The sequence below is a fragment of the Hymenobacter sp. DG01 genome (assembly GCF_006352025.1).
GTDB lineage: Bacteria > Bacteroidota > Bacteroidia > Cytophagales > Hymenobacteraceae > Hymenobacter.
Window position 1 is genome coordinate 1503727 of the sequence record NZ_CP040936.1, and the last position, 20880, is coordinate 1524606.

15 protein-coding genes are annotated in these 20880 nt (G+C 59.9%); 3 read left to right on the plus strand and 12 right to left on the minus strand.

Going from position 1 to position 20880, the window contains the following annotated elements; translation table 11 throughout:
- Positions 1-51: 51 nt before the first annotated feature.
- From FGZ14_RS06435 to FGZ14_RS06450, 5 genes are all read right to left on the minus strand, one after another.
- Positions 52-2631, minus strand: a complete 2580-nt coding sequence (locus FGZ14_RS06435) for a TonB-dependent receptor domain-containing protein (protein WP_139922378.1) — start codon at positions 2629-2631, stop codon at positions 52-54.
- A 114-nt stretch (positions 2632-2745) separates the two neighbouring features.
- Complete coding sequence (locus FGZ14_RS21690) at positions 2746-2907, minus strand: hypothetical protein (protein WP_180754512.1); 162 nt, start codon at positions 2905-2907, stop codon at positions 2746-2748.
- Positions 2908-3015: 108 nt separating this feature from the next.
- Positions 3016-5145 (minus strand): S9 family peptidase, encoded by a 2130-nt coding sequence (locus FGZ14_RS06440; RefSeq protein WP_180754513.1) that lies wholly within the window; start codon positions 5143-5145, stop codon positions 3016-3018.
- Positions 5146-5396: 251 nt separating this feature from the next.
- A complete protein-coding gene (locus FGZ14_RS06445) occupies positions 5397-8027 on the minus strand; it encodes a valine--tRNA ligase (RefSeq protein ID WP_139922380.1) in 2631 nt (876 codons plus the stop codon).
- Positions 8028-8191: 164 nt separating this feature from the next.
- Positions 8192-8542 carry a 4Fe-4S dicluster domain-containing protein gene (locus FGZ14_RS06450; RefSeq protein WP_139922382.1) on the minus strand — a complete coding sequence of 117 codons (351 nt, stop codon included), beginning with the start codon at positions 8540-8542 and terminating at the stop codon, positions 8192-8194.
- Positions 8543-8777: 235 nt separating this feature from the next.
- Here FGZ14_RS06450 and FGZ14_RS06455 point away from each other — a divergent pair, with 235 nt between their 5' ends.
- The gene (locus tag FGZ14_RS06455) at positions 8778-9803 is read left to right on the plus strand and encodes an acyl-CoA reductase (RefSeq protein WP_139922384.1); all 1026 of its coding nucleotides are present in this window, start codon (positions 8778-8780) and stop codon (positions 9801-9803) included.
- A gap of 122 nt (positions 9804-9925) precedes the next feature.
- Positions 9926-10237, plus strand: coding sequence for a hypothetical protein (locus FGZ14_RS06460; protein ID WP_139922386.1), 312 nt, complete (start codon positions 9926-9928; stop codon positions 10235-10237).
- A gap of 149 nt (positions 10238-10386) precedes the next feature.
- Here the strand turns inward: FGZ14_RS06460 and FGZ14_RS06465 are convergent, their stop codons facing one another.
- The 5 genes from FGZ14_RS06465 to FGZ14_RS06485 form a co-directional block, all read right to left on the minus strand.
- Positions 10387-11259: a nucleoside phosphorylase gene (locus FGZ14_RS06465; protein ID WP_139922389.1), complete on the minus strand. Its 873-nt coding sequence runs from the start codon at positions 11257-11259 to the stop codon at positions 10387-10389.
- Between the two features lie 232 nt (positions 11260-11491).
- Complete coding sequence (locus tag FGZ14_RS06470; RefSeq protein WP_139922392.1) at positions 11492-12445, minus strand: rhodanese-related sulfurtransferase; 954 nt, start codon at positions 12443-12445, stop codon at positions 11492-11494.
- A gap of 80 nt (positions 12446-12525) precedes the next feature.
- Positions 12526-13158, minus strand: coding sequence for a NeuD/PglB/VioB family sugar acetyltransferase (locus FGZ14_RS06475; protein WP_139922395.1), 633 nt, complete (start codon positions 13156-13158; stop codon positions 12526-12528).
- A 210-nt stretch (positions 13159-13368) separates the two neighbouring features.
- A complete protein-coding gene (locus tag FGZ14_RS06480; protein WP_139922398.1) occupies positions 13369-14625 on the minus strand; it encodes a hypothetical protein in 1257 nt (418 codons plus the stop codon).
- A gap of 60 nt (positions 14626-14685) precedes the next feature.
- Positions 14686-15969, minus strand: a complete 1284-nt coding sequence (locus FGZ14_RS06485) for a DUF2851 family protein (RefSeq protein WP_139922400.1) — start codon at positions 15967-15969, stop codon at positions 14686-14688.
- A gap of 104 nt (positions 15970-16073) precedes the next feature.
- Here FGZ14_RS06485 and FGZ14_RS06490 point away from each other — a divergent pair, with 104 nt between their 5' ends.
- Entirely contained in the window at positions 16074-16934 is an 861-nt protein-coding gene (locus tag FGZ14_RS06490; RefSeq protein WP_139922403.1) for a tetratricopeptide repeat protein, read from the plus strand.
- Positions 16935-17014: 80 nt separating this feature from the next.
- Here the strand turns inward: FGZ14_RS06490 and FGZ14_RS06495 are convergent, their stop codons facing one another.
- Complete coding sequence (locus FGZ14_RS06495; protein WP_139922406.1) at positions 17015-17659, minus strand: outer membrane lipoprotein carrier protein LolA; 645 nt, start codon at positions 17657-17659, stop codon at positions 17015-17017.
- Between the two features lie 129 nt (positions 17660-17788).
- Complete coding sequence (locus tag FGZ14_RS06500; protein ID WP_139922410.1) at positions 17789-20824, minus strand: DNA translocase FtsK 4TM domain-containing protein; 3036 nt, start codon at positions 20822-20824, stop codon at positions 17789-17791.
- Positions 20825-20880: the final 56 nt, after the last annotated feature.

Here is a 20880-nt window from a genome sequence, read left to right on the forward strand (position 1 = left end):
GAAAAGCCCCCGACCGAATGGCCGGAGGCTCTTTTCCTGTTGCAGAACCGGTTAGGGCCGGCCGCCGCTGGGGCCCTGGGCCGGGGTAGCCCCGGCGCCGTTGCCGCCGTCGGAGCTGCCGCCGTCCTTCAGGTCGTCGTTGCTGATGGAGCGACGGCGCTTGGGCTGGGCCATGCTCATCTTGCCGATGCGGTAGCTGAAGTTCACGCGGAAGCCGGAGCGCCGCAGCACGTTTACGCTGTACTGATCCAGAGTAGGCGAGCTGATGGAGCTGCGGATTTTGTTGGTGGGCGTAAAGAAGTTATCGGCTCCGAAGCCAATGCTGCCTTTCTTCTCGGCAAAGTCCTTCTTCAGGCCCACACTGTACACCCCAAAGCCGCCCTGGTAGCCCTGCAGCTGCACCTGCCGGCCCCGGTAGAAGCTGAAGGCCTGAATGCCCCAGCCTTTCGTGAAATTGTAGCCCCCCATCAGGCGGCCGCTTACCACCCAGCCCTGGTTGCTGGCCGCGAACAGCACATCCGAGACGTTATTATCAAGGGCGGCGTAGTACACATCGGCCCCGCCGCCCAGCGTGAGCTTGTTCTGGATGTTGACGTTGGCATTTACGCTGCCGCCGTAGGCGTTTTCAGTACCGATGTTAGCGTACGATGTGCGAATACGGGCTCCGTCCTGGGTACGTACCGGCTGAATGGAGCCGTCGGTATTGCGGGCGAATACACTGAAGCTCAGTGAGGTTTGTTTGATGAAGGTATTGTAGCCCAGCTCGAAGTTGTTGGTTTTTTCGGGCTCCAACTCGGGGTTACCTACCGTGTACAGCAGCGGGTTACCCGACTGCTCGTTGGGGTTCAGGAACTGCAGGGAAGGGCGCTGAATCCGGCGGTTGTAAGCCGCTTTGAGCACGTTGCCGTTAGCCAGCTTCCGCGAAACATTCACGCTGGGCACCAGCACCCCATACGACGGAATGGAAGGTGCATTTTCCGTCCGGAAGTCGGCGTTAATGGTGGTATACTCGTAGCGGGCCCCGGCCTTCAGGGTGTAGCTTTTCAAGAAACCCAGGGTATAGGAAGCGTAAGCCGCCGCTACGTTCTGGTTGTAATCGAAGACGTTGGAGAGCGTGGTGCCAGTTTGGCGCTGGCCGTTCAGGAAGGTGGTGTAGTCGCTATTTACGCGCCGCATGATGTCCTTGGCCCCAAACTCCACGAGCTGCGTTTTGCTCAGGGGCGTCTGGTAGTCAAGCTGCAGGGTTACCTCCTCGTTATAGCTGTCGTTGAGGTTGCGGCGGTAGTCGCCGGCGCCCTGGCCTTCCTGGGTGGTGTTGGTGAAGTTGTTGGTGCGGGTGTTGCGGCTGTACTGGGCCAGCAGGCTCAGCTCGCGCTGGGGCGTCTCGAAGGTGCGGGTGTAGTTGAGGGTAGCATCCAGCGTATTGGAGTTGTCGAGCACCTTCACGTCGCTGATGCGGTTGGTCAGCGAGTCGCCTAGCACGGGCCGGAAAAAGGTGGTTCTGGAGGCCAGGTCATCCTGGTAGCTGGTGCCGTTGCGCAGCCCTAGCTGCACCGAGGCCGAGAGGAAGTTGTACTTATTAATGTCGTAGTCCCAGCCCAGGGAGTAGCGCCCGAACACGTTCTGCTGGCGCGTGTCGGCCGCCTGCACGGTGCGGCTCAGCAGCTGGCGGCCGGCAATGTCGTTGCCCTGAATCCCGTACGTCGTCTGCTCGTTGCGGAAAGAGCCGGGCACGTTGTACTGGCCCCGGCCCCCGCCGCTCAGCGAAAAGCCCATCTTCCCTACCCGGTACGAGGCGTTCAACCCCAGATCGGAGCCGCGCAAACCGGCACTGCTGCGCAAATCCAGGGTAAAGCCCTGCAGGTTATTCTGCTTGGTGACGATGTTGATGATACCGCCCGAGCCTTCGGCGTCGTACTTGGCCGAGGGCGAGGTAATTACCTCCACGGTCTTGATCTGGTCGGCCGGAATCTGCTTGAGGGCGTCGGCAATGCTGTTGGCCGAGATGGTGCTGGGCCGGTTGTTGATAAGCACCCGAATGTTCTGGCTGCCGCGCAAACTCACGTTGCCATCGAGGTCCACCGAGAGGTTGGGCACGCGCTTGAGCACATCGGTAGCGTCGCCGCCGCGGGTGGTTTCGTCCTTCTCGGCGTTGTACACCGTGCGGTCCACCTTTTCCTCGACCAGGCTGCGCTGGCCTTCCACCCGCACCTCGCCCAGGGCCTGCGCCGACGACTCCAGGGCCACGCTGCCCAGGGCCACGGTGTTGCCGGCCGCGGTAATGACTACCCCGGTTTTCTCCACCAGCTTATAGCCGATAAAGCTGATTTGCACGGTATAGGTGCCGGCGGCAATGCGCGGAATCGTGAATTTGCCGTTGTCGTCGGCGGCAGTGCCATCCACCGGTTTACCGGTGGCCGGGTTTACCAGGGCCACGGTAGCGTAGGGCACCGGCTGCTTGGTAGCAGCGTCGGTAACCGTGCCCGTAATGCGGCCACTCCCCGGCTGGGGCTGGGCCGCCGCGCCGGCGGGCCGACCCGCGCCGGCGGGCCGCTCGCCACCACCGGGCATCTGGGCCAGCACCGTGTGGCCGCTGCCGGTTATCAAAATAAGAAAGAAGAGCTTTTTCATATGCGTGAGGGGAAATAGCGACGCCCGGCAAGCAGTATTCATCATGCTACCTACATTGCTAGCGCAAACCTATCCGGCTGGCCAGCGCTACAGAAATGAACCCGACCAAGCGGTTTATTTCTGCCCCGAAAGCCGAAGAAAGTCCGCGCGAATGCCAAGCAACCGCAGCCACAGACGCAACTTTGGCTGAAGGGTCGCACGCAGGCCCGGATATTTAGGGAAATACTGCCCAGACGAAACAGAAAAGCCGCTCCATTCCTGAAGCGGCTTTTTCATTTGGCCTGGGCTTGCGAAGGACCTCATTCCGTTGACACGAGTCGTGACACGTCTTGTTCATGAGTGATAAGGTCCTTCGCAAGCTCAGGATGACGGCTGTAGCAGCAGCTACGCCTTCACGCCCAGTAGCATGAGCATGAAGGCAAACTGCCGGGCCGTATCGTGAATGGATTTGAAGCGGCCGGAGGCGCCGCCGTGGCCAGCCGCCATGTCGGTGTGCAGCAGCAGCAGGTTTTGGTCGGTTTTCACGGTGCGCAGCTTGGCTACCCACTTGGCCGGCTCAAAGTACTGCACCTGCGAGTCGTGCAGGCCGGTGGTAACCAGCATATTGGGGTAGGCCTGGGCTTTCACCTGGTCGTAGGGCGAGTAGCTGAGCATGTACTCGTAGAACTCCTTTTTATTGGGGTTGCCCCACTCGTCGTACTCGCCGGTAGTCAAGGGAATGCTTTCATCAAGCATGGTCGTTACCACATCTACGAAGGGTACGGCCGCCACTACCCCCTTGTAGTACTCAGGGTGCAGGTTCACCACGGCGCCCATGAGCAGGCCGCCTGCCGAGCCACCCATGGCGAACAGCTTCTGGGCGGAGGTATACTTCTGGTCAATCAGGAACTTAGAGCAGTCGGTGAAGTCAGTGAAGGTATTTTTCTTCTTGAGCTTCTTGCCATCCTCGTACCACTGCCGGCCCATTTCCTGTCCGCCCCGGATGTGGCAGATGACGTAGGCAAAGCCCCGATCCAGCAAGCTCAGTCGCGCTGCGCTAAACGTGGGGTTGGTAGAGTAGCCATAAGAGCCGTAAGCGTATTGCAGTACCGGCGCGGAGCCGTCCTTTTTAAAGCCTTTTTTGTAAACAATGGACATCGGAATCTTCGTGCCGTCAGTAGCCGTGGCGTACTGGCGCTCGGTCACGTAGTCTTCCTTATTGAAGCCACCCAGCACGGCCTGCTCCTTGAGCAGCTTTTTGGTGCGGGCGTTCATATCATAGTCGAACGTTGAGCCGGGCGTCGTCAGCGAGGAGTAGCTGTAGCGCAGTACGGGCGTATCAAACTCGGGGTTGATGCTGATGGCGGCGGTATAGGCCGGCTCCCCGAAGTTGAGGTAGTGCTCCTGCTTGTCCTTCCACCGAATCACGCGCAGTTGCAGCAGTCCTTCCTTTCGCTCGCCCAGCACGAGGTAGTCCTTGAACAGCTCCATGTTCTCCAGGAACACATCCTTGCGGTGCGGAATAACCTCTTGCCAGGCTGTTTTGGCGGTATTCGTGACGGGCGTTTTCAGCAGACGGAAGTTGGGGGCGCCAGCGTTGGAGCGCACGTAAAACTCGTTACCGAAGTGCTCCACGTCGTAGAGGTGGTCGGCCTCGCGGGGCAGAAACACCTTCAGCGCCGCCGTGGGGGTACCCGCGTCCAGGAACCGGGTTTCCGACGACATGGTGCTGCCGGCCTCCAGGAAGATATACTTACGCGACTTCGAGCGGCCGACGTGGATGCGGTAGGTGTTATCCTTTTCCTCGTACACCAGCTGGTCCTTGCTGGGGTCGGTGCCCAGGGTGTGGCGGTAAAGCTGGTAATCGAGCAGGGTGCCAGGGTCCTTGCGGGTGTAGAACACCGTTTTGTTGTCGGCAGCCCACACGGCGTTGCCGCTGGTGTTCGTGATTTGCTCGGGGTAGAGCTGGCCGGTTTTCAGGTTACGAAAACGCAGGGTGTACAAGCGGCGGCTAACTACGTCCTCGGAGTAGGCCAGCACCTGGTTGTCGTCACTGACTTCGAAGCCGCCAATCTGGTAGTAGGATTTGCCCTTGCCCAGTTCGTTGGCGTTGAGCAGCACTTCCTCGGGGGCGGTCAGGCTACCCTTCTTGCGGCAGTAAATCGGGTACTCGGCTCCGGCCTCGAAACGGGTGTAATAGTAGTACCCATTGTCGCGGTAGGGCACCGACTCGTCCTGCTCCTTGATGCGCCCCTTGATTTCCTGAAACAACTTGTCTTCCAGCCCTTTCACGGGGGCCATTTGCTGTTCGAAGTAGGCGTTTTCGGCGTTGAGGTAGCTGATTACCTCCGGGCTTTCGCGCTGATTCAGCCAGTAGTAGTTATCCGTACGGGTACCAAACGGCGACTTCAGCTCTTTGGGCTTGATGGCCGCTACGGGAGGTTTGTTCATGGCGGAGGGGGTAGCCGACTGAGCCACGGCCGCACCGCTCAGCAGCACGCCCAGGCCCGTCAGCAGGGTATATAGAGGTTTCATAGCGCAGAAGATGAAGTGAACTACTGCACTAAAGGAAAGAGAAATTTAGATACGAGGGTGCGTCCTATCTCACTTGCCTGTCATCCTGAGCAGAGCGAAGGGCCTCTACTGGTATTAATTACTACCCCCAACGAAGCGGTAGAGGTCCTTCGCTGCGCTCAGGATGACAGGCGGATTTTCTAACAGCAACCAGCAAACAAAAAGGCCGCCACGTTACCGCGGCGGCCTTTTTGGCAGGTTCTCAGCTTATGCTACAATGCCGCAAGGCTTTGTTCCAACGCCGTAATCTTGGCTTCGGCGTCGGCCAGCTTCTGCCGCTCACGCTCTACCAGGTCGGCTTTGGCATTGGCCACGAACTTCTCGTTGGCCAGCTTTTTCAGCACTGAGTCGCGGAAGCCCTGGGCGTATTCCAACTCCTTGGTCAGGCGCTCCTTCTCGGCCCCGAGGTCAATCTGCCCTTCCAGGGGCACGAAGAACTCCGCCCCGCCCGACACGAAGCCGACCGCAGCAGCCGGAGCAGCATCTACTACACCGATTTCAGTAAGCGAAGCCAGCTTGCGGATAATGCCGTCGTAATCCTGCAGCAGTTGAGCGTCATCAGTTTTGGCCGCCAGGGTCAACGGCTTGTTGGGGCCCAGGCCCTTCTGGTTCCGGATGTTGCGCACGCCGGCCACGACGTCGAGGGCGCGGTCCATGCGGGCCAGCAACTCGGGGCTGCCGGCTACCGGCTGGGCTTTAGGCCAGGCCGCCACGCACACGTAGTCCTTGGGGCCCCGCTCGGCCAGTTCGTGCCAGATTTCCTCCGTGATGAAGGGCATGAACGGGTGCAGCAGCTTCAGCAGCGTTTCAAGGTAGCCGGTCGTGAGGCGCAGGGTTTCGGGGTCGATGGGGGCTTGGTAGGCGGGCTTGATCATCTCCAGGTACACGGAGCAGAAATCGTCCCACACCAGCTTATAAATGGTCATCAGCGCATCCGACATCCGGAACTTGTCGAAGTGTTCGTCCAGCTCCTGCAGGGTCGTTTGTAACTTGGCGCCAAACCACTCTACCGCCTTTTCATTGGCAAACGGTAGGGTGGCATCTACCTCCCAGCCTTTGATAAGGCGGAAGGCGTTCCAGAGCTTATTGGTGAAGTTGCGGCCCTGCTCTACCAGCTTGATGTCAAAGAGTAAGTCGTTGCCGGCCGGTGAGGAGAACAGCATGCCGGTGCGTACGCCATCGGCGCCGTAGTCGGCAATGAGGTCCAGCGGGTCGGGCGAGTTGCCGAGGCTCTTGCTCATCTTGCGGCCCTGGGCGTCGCGCACGATACCCGTGAGGTACACGTTGCGGAAGGGCACTTCCTTGCGGTACTCCAGCCCGGCCATAATCATGCGGGCCACCCAGAAAAACAGGATTTCCGGAGCCGTTACGAGGTCATCGGTGGGGTAGAAATAGTTAACGTCGGCGTTGTCGGGGTCCTTGAACCCATCGAACACCGAAATCGGCCACAGCCACGAGGAGAACCAGGTATCCAGCACATCCTCATCCTGACGTAGATCTGAGAGCTGAAGGTCGTCGTTGCTGCTTTGCTCGCGCGCTTGCTTCAGGGCTTCTTCGGCGCTCAGGGCTACCATGAAGGTGCCATCGGGCAGGTAGTAGGCCGGAATGCGCTGGCCCCACCACAGCTGCCGCGAAATGCACCAGTCGCGCACGTTCTCCATCCACACCCGGTACATGTTCTTGAACTTGGGTGGGTGCAGCTTGATTTCGTCGCTCTCGACTACCTCCAGGGCGGGCTTGGCCAGGTGCTCCATTTTCAGGAACCACTGCAGGCTCAGGCGCGGCTCAATTACGGCGCCTGTGCGCTCCGAGGTCTGCAGCACGCTGGCGTATTCCTCCACCTTTACCAAGTGGCCGGCATCTTCCAGGTCCTTCACAATGTTGCGGCGAGCGGCAAAGCGGTCCTGCCCCACGTACAGCTGCGCCTTTTCGTTCAGCGTGCCGTCGTTGTTCAGGATGTCGATAACGGGCAGGTTATGCTTCAGGCCCAGCTCGTAGTCGTTCAGGTCGTGAGCGGGCGTTACCTTCAGGGCGCCCGTTCCGAAGTCGATGCTTACGTACTCGTCCAGAATCACCGGAATTTCCCGGCCCAGCAGCGGAATGCGCACTTTTGCCCCGTGCAGATGAGCGTACCGCTCATCGTTCGGGTTCACGGCCACGGCTACGTCAGCCATGATGGTTTCGGGCCGGGAGGTGGCTACCGTCAGGAACTGGCCCTCCTGGCCTACTACCTCGTAGGTCAGGTGGTACATCTTGGCCATGGTGTCCTTCGGAATTACTTCCTCGTCGCTGAGCGCAGTGCCGCCTTTCGGGTCCCAGTTTACCATCCGGATACCGCGGTAAATCAAGCCCTTCTGGTAAAGGTCCACGAAGACACGTAGCACGGCCTCGGTCAGCTCGGGCTCCATGGTGAAGCGTGTCCGGTCCCAGTCGCAGGAGGCGCCCAGCTTCTTGAGCTGCTCCAGAATGATGCCGCCGTACTTCTCCTTCCACTCCCAGGCGTGCTCCAGAAACTGCTCCCGGGTCAGGTCCTTCTTCTCGATGCCTTTCTCCTTGAGCAGGGCCACTACCTTGGCTTCGGTGGCAATGCTGGCGTGGTCGGTGCCGGGCACCCAGCACGCCTCCTTGCCCTGCATACGTGCCCGGCGCACCAGCACATCCTGAATGGTATTGTTCAGCATGTGGCCCATGTGCAGCACGCCCGTCACGTTGGGCGGCGGAATTACTACGGAATACGGCTGTTTGCGGGGGTTAGCTTTGGCTTTGAAGAAGCCCTGCTCCTGCCAGCGCTGGTACCACTTGGCTTCAACATCGGCGGGAGTATAGGTTTTGGCGATGGACATCGTCGAAGGGAATCAGTTCAAAATACGGGCAAAAGTAGGCATTTCGGGCGGGCTAGCCCAGGTATGCTTCCGAGCATAGCACGGAGCAGCCCGGTAAACAACAAGAGCTGCCTCCAGGTGGAAGCAGCTCTTGAGTAGCTTAGGCTGGTGGCAGCAGGTAGGGCCTAGGCTTCCTGGTGCAGCCACTGCTTTTTGCTGAGCAGCTTTTCCTGCGATTCACGGTAGTCGGGGTCGTCCACGCAGCAGTCCACGGGGCACACGGCAGCGCACTGGGGCTCCTCGTGGAAACCCACGCACTCGGTGCACTTATCGGACACAATGTAGTAGTACTCGTCAGAAATAGGCCGCTGGGGCGCTACGCCCGATACAGTGGCTCCGCCGTCAACCTGCACTTCCTGCAAGCTCGTGCCATCGGCCCAGCGCCACTGAGCGCCGCCCTCGTAAATGGCGGTGTTGGGGCATTCCGGTTCGCAGGCACCACAGTTGATGCACTCGTCGGTTATCATGATGGCCATAGCCTCGGGTATCTTAAAAAGGTAGGAAAAGAGGATGCTTTGCTAGTACGCAACCCGCCGCAGGCAGGATGCCGACAGGCAAAATTAGGAATTAGCCGTACTCAACAAGAATTTTGGTCTCCGAATTCCGTATTCTCTCCCGGAATCCAAACAGGGGTTCCGGGGGTTTACCTACTGGTGTGACGGGCGCTTCTGCTTGCTCCTACCCTTTTATCGTTTCGTTTTCCCTTTCTGTATGACGCACGCCGACCGCCTGGCTGCTTTCGTGGCCCTGGGCCAGCGCCTCTCTGATCTTACTACCCCCGCCTACGCCGATGAACTGGCCGGCCTGGCTGCCCGGGCCCGCAACCAGAACAACTGGTTTGATTTACCCAACGTCACGTCGGCCATTCGGGGCATTGCGCATCTGCTCGCGGAGAAACCTCTGCGCCAGTGGTCGGCCCGCTACCCCCAGGAGCCCGCCCAACCCCGCAAGATTGGGGTAGTTATGGCCGGCAATATTCCCCTGGTGGGCTTTCATGATGCTTTGTGCGTGCTGCTCTCGGGCCACATTCTGCTGGCCAAGCTCAGCTCCGATGATACCGCGCTGATGACGTGGGTACTGGAGGAGCTGACGCGCCTGGAGCCGCGCTTTACGGAGCAGATTCAGCTGGTGCCGCGCCTGAATGCCGCCGACGCCTTTATTGCCACCGGCTCCGACAATACGGCCCGCTACTTTGAGTACTACTTCGGCAAAAAGCCCAACATCATCCGGCGCAACCGCACCAGCCTGGCCGTACTCACGGGCCGCGAAACCGACTACGATTTGGGTATGCTGGGCGAAGACATTTTCCGCTACTACGGCCTGGGCTGCCGCAACGTAAGCAAGCTCTACGTGCCCGAAGGCTACGATTTCACGCCCCTGCTCGACTCCCTGCAGCCCTGGCACCGCGTACTGGAGCACAACCGCTACCAGAACAACTACGACTACAACAAGAGCATCATGCTGGTGAACCGCGTGCCTCACCTCGACTCCGGCTTCCTGCTGCTCACCCAAAGTACTCAACTGGTGTCGCCTATTTCGGTGCTGCACTACGAAACGTACGGCAACGAGGTGGACTTGGTGGTGCGCCTGGCCGATGTGGCGGCTCAAACTCAGTGCCTTGTCTCGGCGGGCGGGCTGTTTGCGGGTAGCTTTCCGTTTGGCCGGGCCCAGCAGCCGGGGGTAGCCGATTACGCCGATGGCGTGGATACTATGGCCTTTTTGGCGGAACTGGCGTAAAAAAGGAGAGCAGGCTCAGAAGGCCTATACCTGCCGGGGCCCGCTCATGCGTTCTTCACGCACGTTCTGGCACCTTCGTTGCCTTCCCCTGTTCATCGTTGAACGTTCTATTCCGTACTACCATGATTCCTGAACTGAAGACCACCGACCCGACCATAGAAACCATTGAAAAAGAAGTTATTCCGAGCCTGCGCTTCTCTACTGAAGATGTCCTGACGGAAAAAGCCGACATCCAGCGACGCCGCCACGACGCCGAACGCGCCGCGACCCTAGGCAACGCCTACCACGGCAAACTCGACATCTACTTTCAGACCGCCGATGGTAGCGTAAAGCGCGTGTACACCACTGTGTGGGCTACTCACGAGGAATACCTGACGCTTAAGTCCGGCATCTCCCTACCCCTGCGTGCGGTCCTAAGCTTCGACTTCTATTAATCACGGATTTTTGACTTACCCGAACTTCCTCGGGTAAGCTTCTTCTATAAAAAAGCCCGTTCGACAAGTTGTCGAGCGGGCTTTTTTATAGAAGAAAGGTGCTTTATCAGACTGCTACTTGCTCAATCCGATTTAGTCACGATTCGTGACTAAATGCGCTCCAGGGTGGTGGCAATCAGGTTGTTTACTACCTGGTCGGAGTTGGTGGCAAATTCGCCGGTGGCACGGTTGGCCACAATGGCGTTCAGCGACACTACCTCGTGGCCCAGCATGCGGCCCAGGGAATAATAGCCAGCCGTTTCCATCTCAAAGTTGGTGAGGCGGAACTCGCCTTCAGCGCTGTGGTAGCGGAACTGCTGGAACTGCTCAATCAGGTTGGCAAGGCGCAGGTCCAGGCGCAGCACGCGGCCCTGGGGACCGTAGAAGCCGGGGCAGGTGAGCGTGTTGCCAGTGACCATGCCCGCGCCCAGCTGCTCGCGCAGCAAATCGGAGCCGCGCACGCAGTACGGGCGGTAATCAAGCTGCAGGCTTTGTTGCACACCACGCGCTACCTCTACCTCCAGGCCCGTTTCCACCAGGGGGTAGAACTGCATCAGCGAGTCCAGGCCCACGGCGTGTTCCGACACCAACAGGGAGCCCACCGGAATATCGGCCTGCAGAGAGCCGCTGGTACCCACCCGCACGATGCGCAGGTTGATCCGCTCCTCCAAAGGGCGTGGCTCGCGCGTCACGAAGTCGATGTTCACCAGCGCATCCAGCTCATTCATCAGGATGTCGATGTTATCAGTACCCATGCCCGTGCTGATAACGGTGAGGCGCTTACCGCGGTAGTAGCCCACATGCGTCACAAACTCGCGCTTGTGAATGATGGTTTCGATGGAATCAAAGTGCTGGCTAACCGTGGGTACGCGCTCCGGGTCGCCGACCGTGATGATGGTTTCGGAAATATGGTCGGGTAGCAGGTTCAGATGGTAGATGCTGCCATCCTTGTTGAGGATCAGCTCCGATTCGGCGATGGGCATAAGAGGGGGATTTTTAGAAAAGGAAGGTGCAATGGTACGGCAAAAACCGCAGTTTGGGTTCGGGGATAATCTGGCGAACAATCTTCAACTACGTGCCGACGCACACGAAAGCGCGTCATCCTGAGCAGAGCGAAGGACCTTCTCACGCCAGAACGATTCCTGTACAAGCGGCTCGTTCTGGCGTGAGAAGGTCCTTCGCTCTGCTCAGGATGACAGTTGGGTTCAGAGGTTTTTACCGGGCCGGGGCGCGGTACGACAGCAGGCCCTGCTCGGGGTTGTAGTTGTTGCTGTTCTTGGGGTAGGCGCCGGTTCCGTCGTAAGGGCGCTTATCGGGGTGCTCCTGGCAGGTGGTGGAGCAGGCACCATCGAGCTGCTGGCCGCAGGTTTCGCAGAGTGGAATGTGGGCGTTGCAGTGCGGGTTAGCGCAGTTCACCATCCGGTCGGAGGGGGTGTGGCAGTGGTGGCAGTGGCTGATGATGCTGGGGTTCACGCTGTTCACGTCCACGGCCACGCGGCCATCGAATACGTAGCACTTGCCCTCAAAATCTTCGCCCCCGGCTTCCAACCCGTACTTAATGATGCCGCCGTGCAGCTGGTACACATTCTCGAACCCCTGCTCCAGCAGGAAAGCCGAGGCCTTCTCGCACTTGATGCCGCCGGTGCAGTAGGTCAGAATTTTCTTGTCCTTGAACTGCTCCAGCTCCTGCACCTTATCCGGAAACTCGCGGAAGTTCTCAATGTCCAGCGTAATGGCATTCTTGAAGCGGCCCAGGTTGTGCTCGTAGTCGGAGCGCACATCCAGCACCACTACATCCTCCTGGTCCTTCAGGTCGCGGAATTCAGTAGGCGAGAGGTGAATGCCGGTACGCTCGTAGGGTTTGATGTGGGGTAGGCCCACGTGCACGATTTCCGGCTTCACGCGCACATGCAGCTTCTGGAAGGTGTGAGCTGGAGCTTCTTCCACCTTGAATTCCAGCGCCGCAAAGCGCGGATCGGCTTTCACCAGGCGCATATATTCCTCACAGTCGGCCCGCAGGCCCGACACGGTGCCGTTCAGCCCCTCAGAGGCCACGATGATGCGCCCCAGCAAATTCAGGCTCAGGCACAGCCGGTGGTGCTCCTCCCGAAACTGCTCGGGGTTCTCAATGGGCGTGTAGCAATAATACAGCAGAACGAGGTAGTCCATTCTTCTATAGAAGTGAGTGCAAGAGCTTCGAACTGAGAATGGTTTCTGCAGACTTAGCTCTTCGTCCTAAAATCTTGGTCCTAAACTTTTTGGGCGGGGTTGCCGAACACCGTCTGGCCGGCAGGCACGTCGGCTACCACCACGGAGCCAGCGCCTACGCGGGCCTTGGCGCCAATTTTTACACCAGCCACAACTACTGCTCCGGCCCCGATAAAGGCCAGCTCCCCTACCGTTACTTCGGCGTTGAGGATGGCACCGGCACCTAGCTGAGAGTAGTCGCCCATTTCAGCCTTCACATCTACCACGGCATTAGCCCCGAGGATGCAGCCATCACCGACTTTGGCGGTGCCGGCCACCACGGCGTTGGCCCCAATGAGGATGCCATGGCCCAGCCACGCGTGCGGCGATACGCTGGCCCGCTGGTGGATGGCGTTGACGGGGGCTACCTCGTATTCCTGGCGCAGCATGCCTGTGAGGCTGCGGCGGCTGGCGGTATCTTCAGTAGCCACGAATACCTCGCACTTCTTGCCCAGCAGCTTCAGCAGCTCTTTGTCGTCGGTGCTGCCCATCACGGGCACATCGTTGAGTTCGGTGTTCTGCAGAGCGGCGTTGTCGTCGAGCAGGCAGTATACCACTACATCGTTGCTTTGAAAGACATCGAGGGCTGCGGTACCGACGGCTTGTGCGCCCAGAATGATGACAGGGTTTTCCATAGTATCAAAAACGGCCGCGGGGCGGCCGGGGAGAATAGGTTTTGGGAGGGCAAAGATACACGTTCTGCCGGCTAGGCCGAGTATGCACGGTGTATGAGGGACAGAACAAAGGCTGCGGACGTTTAGCTCCCGGGCTTGCGCCTACCTCCTACCGGAGCTTGAACCGAGCCGAAGTCGCAGCCTAGAAGCCGGGCATTGCCCTACCCCCTATTAAAGCCTGAACCTTCGCAGCAGGGTAGCCGCGTAGTCGTTTTGCAGCAGGAGCACCAGCAGAAACGGCAGGAACGTCACGCGGTAGCGGTTGAGGGTGCCCAGGTTGGGAGTAGTGAGGCCCAGCAACACCGCCAGCACCAGGCAATACACCAGCAGGGCCAGCACCAGGGCAAAGGGCAACTGCCCCGCCCGGCCCCGCACCGCCGCCACTGCCGCCGCACCCAGGGCCACCAGCAGCCCCAGGTTTTCGAGGCCCGCCAGCCGGTACAGAACCGAGCGTCCCTCCCAGGGCCAGGGCCGGGTCAGGGTATTGAAGGCGGCCTGGGGCGAGTGCAGCACTACACTTTCGGTAGTGGGCTTGAGGTCGGGGTACTCCAGATGGGGCCGCCCCTCCGAGATTTTAAGCAGATCGGAATAGTTGCGCTGCAGCTGGGAAGTGAATTTGTTGGCCCGAAAAACCGGACTGATTTCACCAGCGACCCAGGCGCCACCGCTCAGCAGCGCCAGCAGCAGCAGCGCCTGTACTACCCGGCTGCGGGCCCCACCCAGGTGCTGCACCACCCGGATCAGCCCCAGCCCTGCCAGGCAACCAAACAAGACGATGGCAAAGAAATACCGCATCTTGAAGTGCAGAACTACGGCCGCCAGCAGCCCCAGCACCAGCCACCCGCGGCGACCGTCGGCGTAAGCCAGCCGAATAACCAGCGCCAGCACCAGCGCGCCGCTGCCTACCAGCAGGCTTTCCTTGGTCAACCCCGAGGTCCAGTACACAACAGTGGGCCAGAGCAGAAACCCCACGACCACGCTGCCGGGAGTAGCCGCTGGCCACCGCAGCCGCAGCAGCCTGACCAGCTCCCAGCTGCAGATAAAGCTGAACAGCGACAGGTAGCAGCCATTCAGCAGGGCATTGCCCAGGCTGGCCAGGTTCAGCGCCGAGAGTACCTTAATGAGAAACAGCGTGTTGGAAAAGCCATGAAACACCAGGTGCCAGCGCCCCCAATGGAACTCATCGGTAGGCAGCATCCGTAGCCACTGGCCGGGAGCCTGCCACAACTGCTCACTCAGGCGGTCGGCCCACACCAGAAAGTAGCCCGCGTCTTCGCTGAGTACGGTAATGGAAACACCGGTTGCCAGCAGCTTGAGCGCCATGGTAGGCAGCACCCACCGCCCTAGGTCCGGGGTACGGCGCGCCCGCCCTACCCACCGATACACGGCCCACACCAGCGCCACATTCAGAACCAAAGCAAGCAGCAAATGGGGCAAGATGGCGGGGGCTTAACGTGAAGGATGGACAGGTGGTACCAGCGGCAGAGCCTACCGCTGCCGCAAGATACTACCCCCAATGGCACAGCGCACGCACTGGCGGGGCGCGCAGTAGCCCCGGTGCAGGGCCAGCAGCCCCTGGGAGTCGGCGGCCGAGGCATTGCGGAAGCCCGCCAGCTGATATACATCCAGTACGTGGTTCTGCTCGGCCGGCAGCTGGTCGAGCAGGGTAACGGCCGCTTCTACCAGTTCGGGGTTGCCCAGGTAGCGGGCATAGGCTACCCGCAGCGGCACTACCAGGTTAGTTACCAGCAAATGAATGCTGCTCCGGCCTAGCACGGCCACTTTCCCGGCTTTGCCGGGCCGGTAGTGAGTTTGCCAGTACTCGGGCAGCGGAGTGGCAAAGAACTGCTCTAGAGCCCGGATGTCGCGGGCGCTCAGCAAGACATCAAACAAAGCAGGGCGGGCGTGGAGCAAGCCCGTAAGCTGGGCCAAGCGTACCGTCGGGAAGTTGGCCGGGCGCAACCGCAGAAAGTTCCAGTCGTGGGCAGCCAGGGCCGTGCCACTGAGGTTGTACTTGTGGCGCAGAAAGGCAAACTCCTGCCGCAAGTCCTGCAAATAGGCATCCGTAGGCTCAATTTCTTCCAGGAAGCCTGCCTGCCCAAACACCAGCGCGGCTAGCTGGCGCGCATCATGGCGGTGGCGGCGCAGCACCGGGAGCGGCAGGGCCTTGGCCAGGCGGGACATAGGCTCGGCGTTTTTCTGGAAGCCGAAGGCGGCGGCTAGCGCGTGCCAGGTAGTGGCCTCCCAGTCCTGGCCCTGCTGCTGATGCAGGGCCGTTATCAGGTCGGCCTTGTGCTCCATCCGCTCCAGCAGGGTGCGGCCGGTCATCATGGTGCGGGTTAGCTCCGATGCCTGACTTAGCAGCGGGGCACAGGGTAGGGCGGCCTCGGGGGGTTGCTCCCGCAGCTGCTCATAGGTAGCCAGCAGATGCGGCGCTATCCGGCTGCCAAGGGCCAAGGCCGGCACCACCGAGCCATTGGTTCGGCACACTTTCTGATCGGCAAGGTACACCACGTGTAGTACCACCTGGTCGTACTTGAGGTCAGTCTGGTGCTGGTGCCGAAACCAGTCGGAGGCTCGGATATGAATTTCTACTGCCCCGTTCCACTCTACCTCCCCTAACTGCAGGCGGGCATTCAAGAAATCGGGGCCGGCATCGGGGTTGCGCTGGCCAGGCCGCAGCACGGTTACTGGCTGACCATCCTCCGTCTGCAAACTGGTTTTATCGAAGTACTGGTGCTGCCAAACGTAGTGCAGAAAGTCTTCTTGCATAGCGGGATAATACAAGTATAGTAATGTAAAAATAACCTTCTCAGGCTCCTAAAGATAGAAGCTCTGTGCTATCTTGCTAGCAGGCTTTCATCATTCCTTACTATTTGGCACACCTTTACTCTGATTCGCGGGTACTGCCGGACAGCGTCCGCCGGGCCCTGACGTTTTTCTACCGCTCACGCTTTACGCGCAACTACAGCTCCCGCTACGTCCGGCGGGCGCTGGCGCTACTGCAGGAAGCCGCCGAACGTGGCAATGGCAGTGCCATGAGTTTTCTGGGGGTAGCCTACGGCGAAGCCTGGGGCTTACCTCAGGACCTGGAAAAGGCCGTTTACTGGCTGCGAAGAGCCGCCGACACCGGGCATCAGCTGGCCCGCTACAACTTGGCCGTTGCTTATGATAACGGTCTGGGAGTTGCGCGCAACCGCGTGCAGGCTTGGCTGCTGTTTCGGAGGCTGGCCACGGAAGGCTACCGCGACGCCCAATTCGGTGCGGCTCATATGCTGTTTTACGGCGAGGGGGTAATGCAGAACTACCCCCAGGCCCGCTACTGGGCCCGGCAAGCCGCGCGGCAGGGCCACCCGGAGGCCATGCAATTGCTGGGCACCTGCCTGTTGCGCGGCCTGGGCGGGCCAACCCGCCTGCCGGCGGCCCAGCGCTGGCTGAAGCGTGCCGTAGCCGCTGGAAGCTGCCTGGCCGTAAAGCGCCTGGCCGAGTCCTGGCAGCACTCCGCCAACACCGTCCAGCCCGAGGATATTATCCGCTACCTCGAAAAGCTAATTGAGGCCCGGAGCAAAGCCATAGCAACCCAGGCGCTCTATACGCTGGGCTGCTTCGGGCAGCAGTACCCTCACCTGCTACCGGCACGCCGCTCCAACGTCAGGGAATATTTCCGCTGGGCAGCCCGGTTCAAGCACCTGGAAGCGGCCCTGAAATTTGCCCAGCTTCAGGGCGAAAAGTTTTAAGCAGCCAGGGTACAAATCAAACCGGCCCGCCTCTGCAGGTAGCAGAAGCGGGCCGGGTCGTTTGTAACGCAAGGTCAGGGTTAGCGCAGGTCAATCACCTTCACGCCTTTATACTTGCTTTTGTCGAAGTTGAAGGTGGTAGCATCCACCGGCACGTTGGGCTGGAACTTGCTGATGCGGTAGGTATAGCGGTTGCCGTTCTTCTTGAACATCTGCCAGCTTTTCACGGCTTTATCGGCCCGGCCTACCTTCAGGCGCACCTTGTACACGGGGTTGCTGCGGTCTTCGGGTGAGAGTTCGATTACGTCCACCACTTCGCCGCCTTCCTTGGCTTCCTGCACGTAGGCGTACTTGTAGCCTTTTTTGTAGAGCGTATAGATCTGAGAGGGCGAAATTTCCTGATCCTCAGGCTCGTAATCAGAGATATTCACCTCATTTTCGGCCTTCATGTAGGTCCACATGGTTTGGCCGTTGTTGATGACCTCCTGGCCGCTCATTTTCAAGCGAAACTTCTGGCCGCTCACGGTAATATCGCCGGAGAGGTTCTCCTTCACTTTCGCGGCGTCATTCTCGAGGGTCTGGGTAAACGTGGCCTTGAAAGCCTTCATGGCCTGATACTTGGCACTCATCTGGTCCAGAATCTTGCCGGCTTTAGGGTCCTGCTGAGCCGTGGCGACGGAGGTCAGCGACACGGAAAGGGCGAGCAGGGCGAGATATTTTTTCATTGCAAAAAGAGAGGTGGTGTTTGGAGAGCAGGTAGCTCCGGCGTGAGAGCGTAGAAGAGATATAAGGTTTAAACGCAAAACGGAATGTTATAGAACAAATTCTACGCTCTAAGTTCTATTTTCTTCGCGCTACTTCGGTAGGCTATTCAACAACTGTTCCAAACTGTATTCATCCGGAATCAGCACTTCGCGCGCCTTGCTACCCTCAAACGGCCCAACGATGCCCGCGTGTTCCAATTGGTCAATTAATCGGCCGGCGCGGTTGTAGCCCAGCTTGAGCTTGCGCTGAATCAGGGAGGTACTACCCTGCTGATGCAGCACAATCACGCGGGCGGCTTCCTCGAACATGGAGTCCCGGTCGGAGGGGTCAAAGTCGTCGGCGTCGCCGTTGCCGCTGCCGGCCTCACCGGGCACTTCGGGGAGCTCGTAGGCATTGGGGTAACCCTGCTGCTCGCCCACGAAGTCGCAGAGGCGGTCCACCTCGGGCGTATCAATAAAGGCGCACTGCACCCGGATGATGTCGGAGCCCTGGGAAATCAGCATGTCGCCCTGGCCGATCAGCTGGTCGGCGCCGCCGGCATCCAGAATGGTGCGGGAGTCGATTTTGCTGGTCACCTTAAAGGAAATCCGGCAGGGGAAGTTGGCCTTGATGATACCCGTAATAACGTTTACTGATGGGCGCTGGGTAGCCACAATCAAGTGAATCCCGATGGCGCGGGCCAGCTGGGCCAGGCGGGCAATGGGCGTTTCTACCTCCTTGCCGGCGGTCATCATCAGGTCGGCCAGCTCGTCAATTACCAGTACAATAAAGGGCATGTAGCGGTGGCCCTTCTTGGGGTTGAGGCGGCGCTCCACAAACTTGCGGTTATACTCCTTCAGGTTGCGGCAGCCGGCGTCCTTGAGCAGGTCGTAGCGCTTGTCCATCTCCATGCACAAGGAGTTGAGCGTGTTTACTACCTTTTTGGTATCGGTAATGATAGGCTCCTCCGACTCGGGCAGCTTGGCCAGGAAGTGGCGCTCAATCTTGTTGAAGATGCTCAATTCCACCTTCTTCGGGTCAACGAGCACGAACTTGAGCTGGCTGGGGTGACGCTTGTAGAGCAGGGAAGCCAGAATCACGTTCAGGCCCACCGATTTACCCTGGCCCGTAGCACCCGCCATGAGCAAGTGAGGCATTTTGGCCAGGTCCACCACGAACACTTCATTGGTAATGGTGCGGCCAAAAGCAATGGGCAAGTCCATTTCGGTGGTCACAAACTTGTCGGTGTTGAACACCGAGCGGATGCTCACCATTTCCTTCTTGGTGTTCGGCACCTCAATACCGATGGTACCCTTGCCCGGAATGGGCGCGATGATGCGGATGCCCAGGGCCGCCAGGCTCAGGGCAATGTCATCCTCCAGGCTCTTGATTTTGGAGATGCGCACCCCGGCGTCGGGCACGATTTCGTAGAGCGTAACCGTGGGCCCAATGGTAGCCTTGATGCTGGCGATGTTGATGCCGTAGTGCCCCAGGGTTTCCACGATGCGGTCCTTGTTGGCTTCCAGCTCTTCCTTAGTTACCTGGGCCTTGGCTACTCCGTAGTCGTTGAGCAGTTCCAGGGTGGGGTACTGGTAGCGGGGCAGGTCGAGGGTAGGGTCGTACTCGCCGGTGGGCATGGCCTCTTCTTCCTCATCTTCTTCGGCAATAACGGCCATATCGGCGCCGGCCGAAGGGTCCAGCTCATGGGTAGAGGTAGTAGCATCTTCTACCTCAAACGACAGCCCGGCTGGCACGCTCGGAGCCACGGCTACGGGTGCCACGATTGGCGCGGTTGGTGCAGGCAGCGGGGTATCATCCGCTACCAGATCGGCCAGGGACAAGGGGGTAGGCACGCTGGCCACTGCCACCGGAGCTTTAGGTGCTACAGAGGCGGGCGCTACCTCTGCCTCCGGCATTTCGATGGAGAAGCTGGGGCCGCTGGAGGGGGTAGCAGCCAGGGCAGCCGCAGCCCCGGTCAGGGCGGAGCCGGCCGTAGCGGCCACACTCAGCGGCACGGCTGAAGCCGCTGCCAACCCACCCGCGCCTACCGTGGCAGAAGCAGCGGCCACGGCCGGAGCCGGGCTAGCCACGCTGAAAGCGGGCGATACTCCGGCCACCGGGCCGGTACGCTGGGGTTGCGGGTCTTCGTCCTCCTCGTCTTCCTCCAGTGCGGGCTGAGCAGCCAGGGGGCCTACCCGCTTGAGCGTGATACCCAGGGTATCCTCCTGGGGTTCATCGGGTTCGAAGGCGGCAGTGGGGGTAGCGGCGTAGTTGCCCCGACCCGAAGCCGTTGAAAAGGCCCGCTCCTCTTCCGCTTCATCCTCGTCTTCTTCGCCGGCACTGCGGCGCAGGTTCAGGTTGAGGCTGGTGACGTTGAAGAAGAACACCACGAAGGAAATCAGCAGGAAAGCCAGCAGCAGCACCGTGCCCCATCCAATAAGGCTATCAAGCCAGAAGGCAGTTTCGTAGCCCACGCCCCCGCACAGGAAGTCGAGGCTGTGGGCCAGGGCCGGGTCCACGTCGGGGCTTTGAATGGTGAGCACCACGTAGCCCATCAATACACTCAGCCAGAGCATGGTAAACAGGCACAGCGCCAGCACGTAGGTAAACGACACGCCCGCCCGCCGGAACACAATCTTGTACCCGATAAAAAACACGATGGGAATGGCCGCGAAGGCCGCCACCCCAAAGCCGTCCTGAATCAGGAACTGGGCCAGCATAGCCCCCACCAGCCCCAGCCAGTTGCCGGTTTCCTGGCCTGCTTCCTTAAGCGAAGTGCGGCCTACCGTTTCGGTTACGCTCTGGTCGGCGTGGCCCGTAAACAGGAAGGAAATGAAAGCAATGGTGAGGTAGATGGAGCCAATCAGGAAGAAGAAGCCCAGGAACAGCTGAAACCGCCGGTCGCGCAGGAAGCTGAACAGGCCGCTGAGGTTCACGGCCGGCAGTTGCATGGGTTTGCGGGCAGCTTTGGGCGCCGCCGGCCGGGTAGCCCGGGCAGCGGGCTCGTTGCGGCGGGCTTCGCGGGGGGGCTCCGGCTCAACGGCGCGGGGCTGGTTGCGGGCCGCGCGCGGCTCGGCCGCCGGCCGAGGCTCGTTGGAGCGGCCCGGAGCCGCTGATGAGGGTTGTTTGTAGGTATTTTTAGCCATTAGAGACACGCCAAAGACCAAATCTAGGCAATTATGTGATGCGCCGAAGGCCTAAT

Coding starts and splice junctions, on each gene's coding strand:
- FGZ14_RS06435 (WP_139922378.1), bottom strand. CDS start 2,631: ATGAAAAAGCTCTTCTTTCTTATTTTGATAACCGGCAGCGGCCACACG.
- FGZ14_RS21690 (WP_180754512.1), bottom strand. CDS start 2,907: ATGAAAAAGCCGCTTCAGGAATGGAGCGGCTTTTCTGTTTCGTCTGGG.
- FGZ14_RS06440 (WP_180754513.1), bottom strand. CDS start 5,145: ATGAAACCTCTATATACCCTGCTGACGGGCCTGGGCGTGCTGCTGAGC.
- FGZ14_RS06445 (WP_139922380.1), bottom strand. CDS start 8,027: ATGTCCATCGCCAAAACCTATACTCCCGCCGATGTTGAAGCCAAGTGG.
- FGZ14_RS06450 (WP_139922382.1), bottom strand. CDS start 8,542: ATGGCCATCATGATAACCGACGAGTGCATCAACTGTGGTGCCTGCGAA.
- FGZ14_RS06455 (WP_139922384.1), top strand. CDS start 8,778: ATGACGCACGCCGACCGCCTGGCTGCTTTCGTGGCCCTGGGCCAGCGC.
- FGZ14_RS06460 (WP_139922386.1), top strand. CDS start 9,926: ATGATTCCTGAACTGAAGACCACCGACCCGACCATAGAAACCATTGAA.
- FGZ14_RS06465 (WP_139922389.1), bottom strand. CDS start 11,259: ATGCCCATCGCCGAATCGGAGCTGATCCTCAACAAGGATGGCAGCATC.
- FGZ14_RS06470 (WP_139922392.1), bottom strand. CDS start 12,445: ATGGACTACCTCGTTCTGCTGTATTATTGCTACACGCCCATTGAGAAC.
- FGZ14_RS06475 (WP_139922395.1), bottom strand. CDS start 13,158: ATGGAAAACCCTGTCATCATTCTGGGCGCACAAGCCGTCGGTACCGCA.
- FGZ14_RS06485 (WP_139922400.1), bottom strand. CDS start 15,969: ATGCAAGAAGACTTTCTGCACTACGTTTGGCAGCACCAGTACTTCGAT.
- FGZ14_RS06495 (WP_139922406.1), bottom strand. CDS start 17,659: ATGAAAAAATATCTCGCCCTGCTCGCCCTTTCCGTGTCGCTGACCTCC.
- FGZ14_RS06500 (WP_139922410.1), bottom strand. CDS start 20,824: ATGGCTAAAAATACCTACAAACAACCCTCATCAGCGGCTCCGGGCCGC.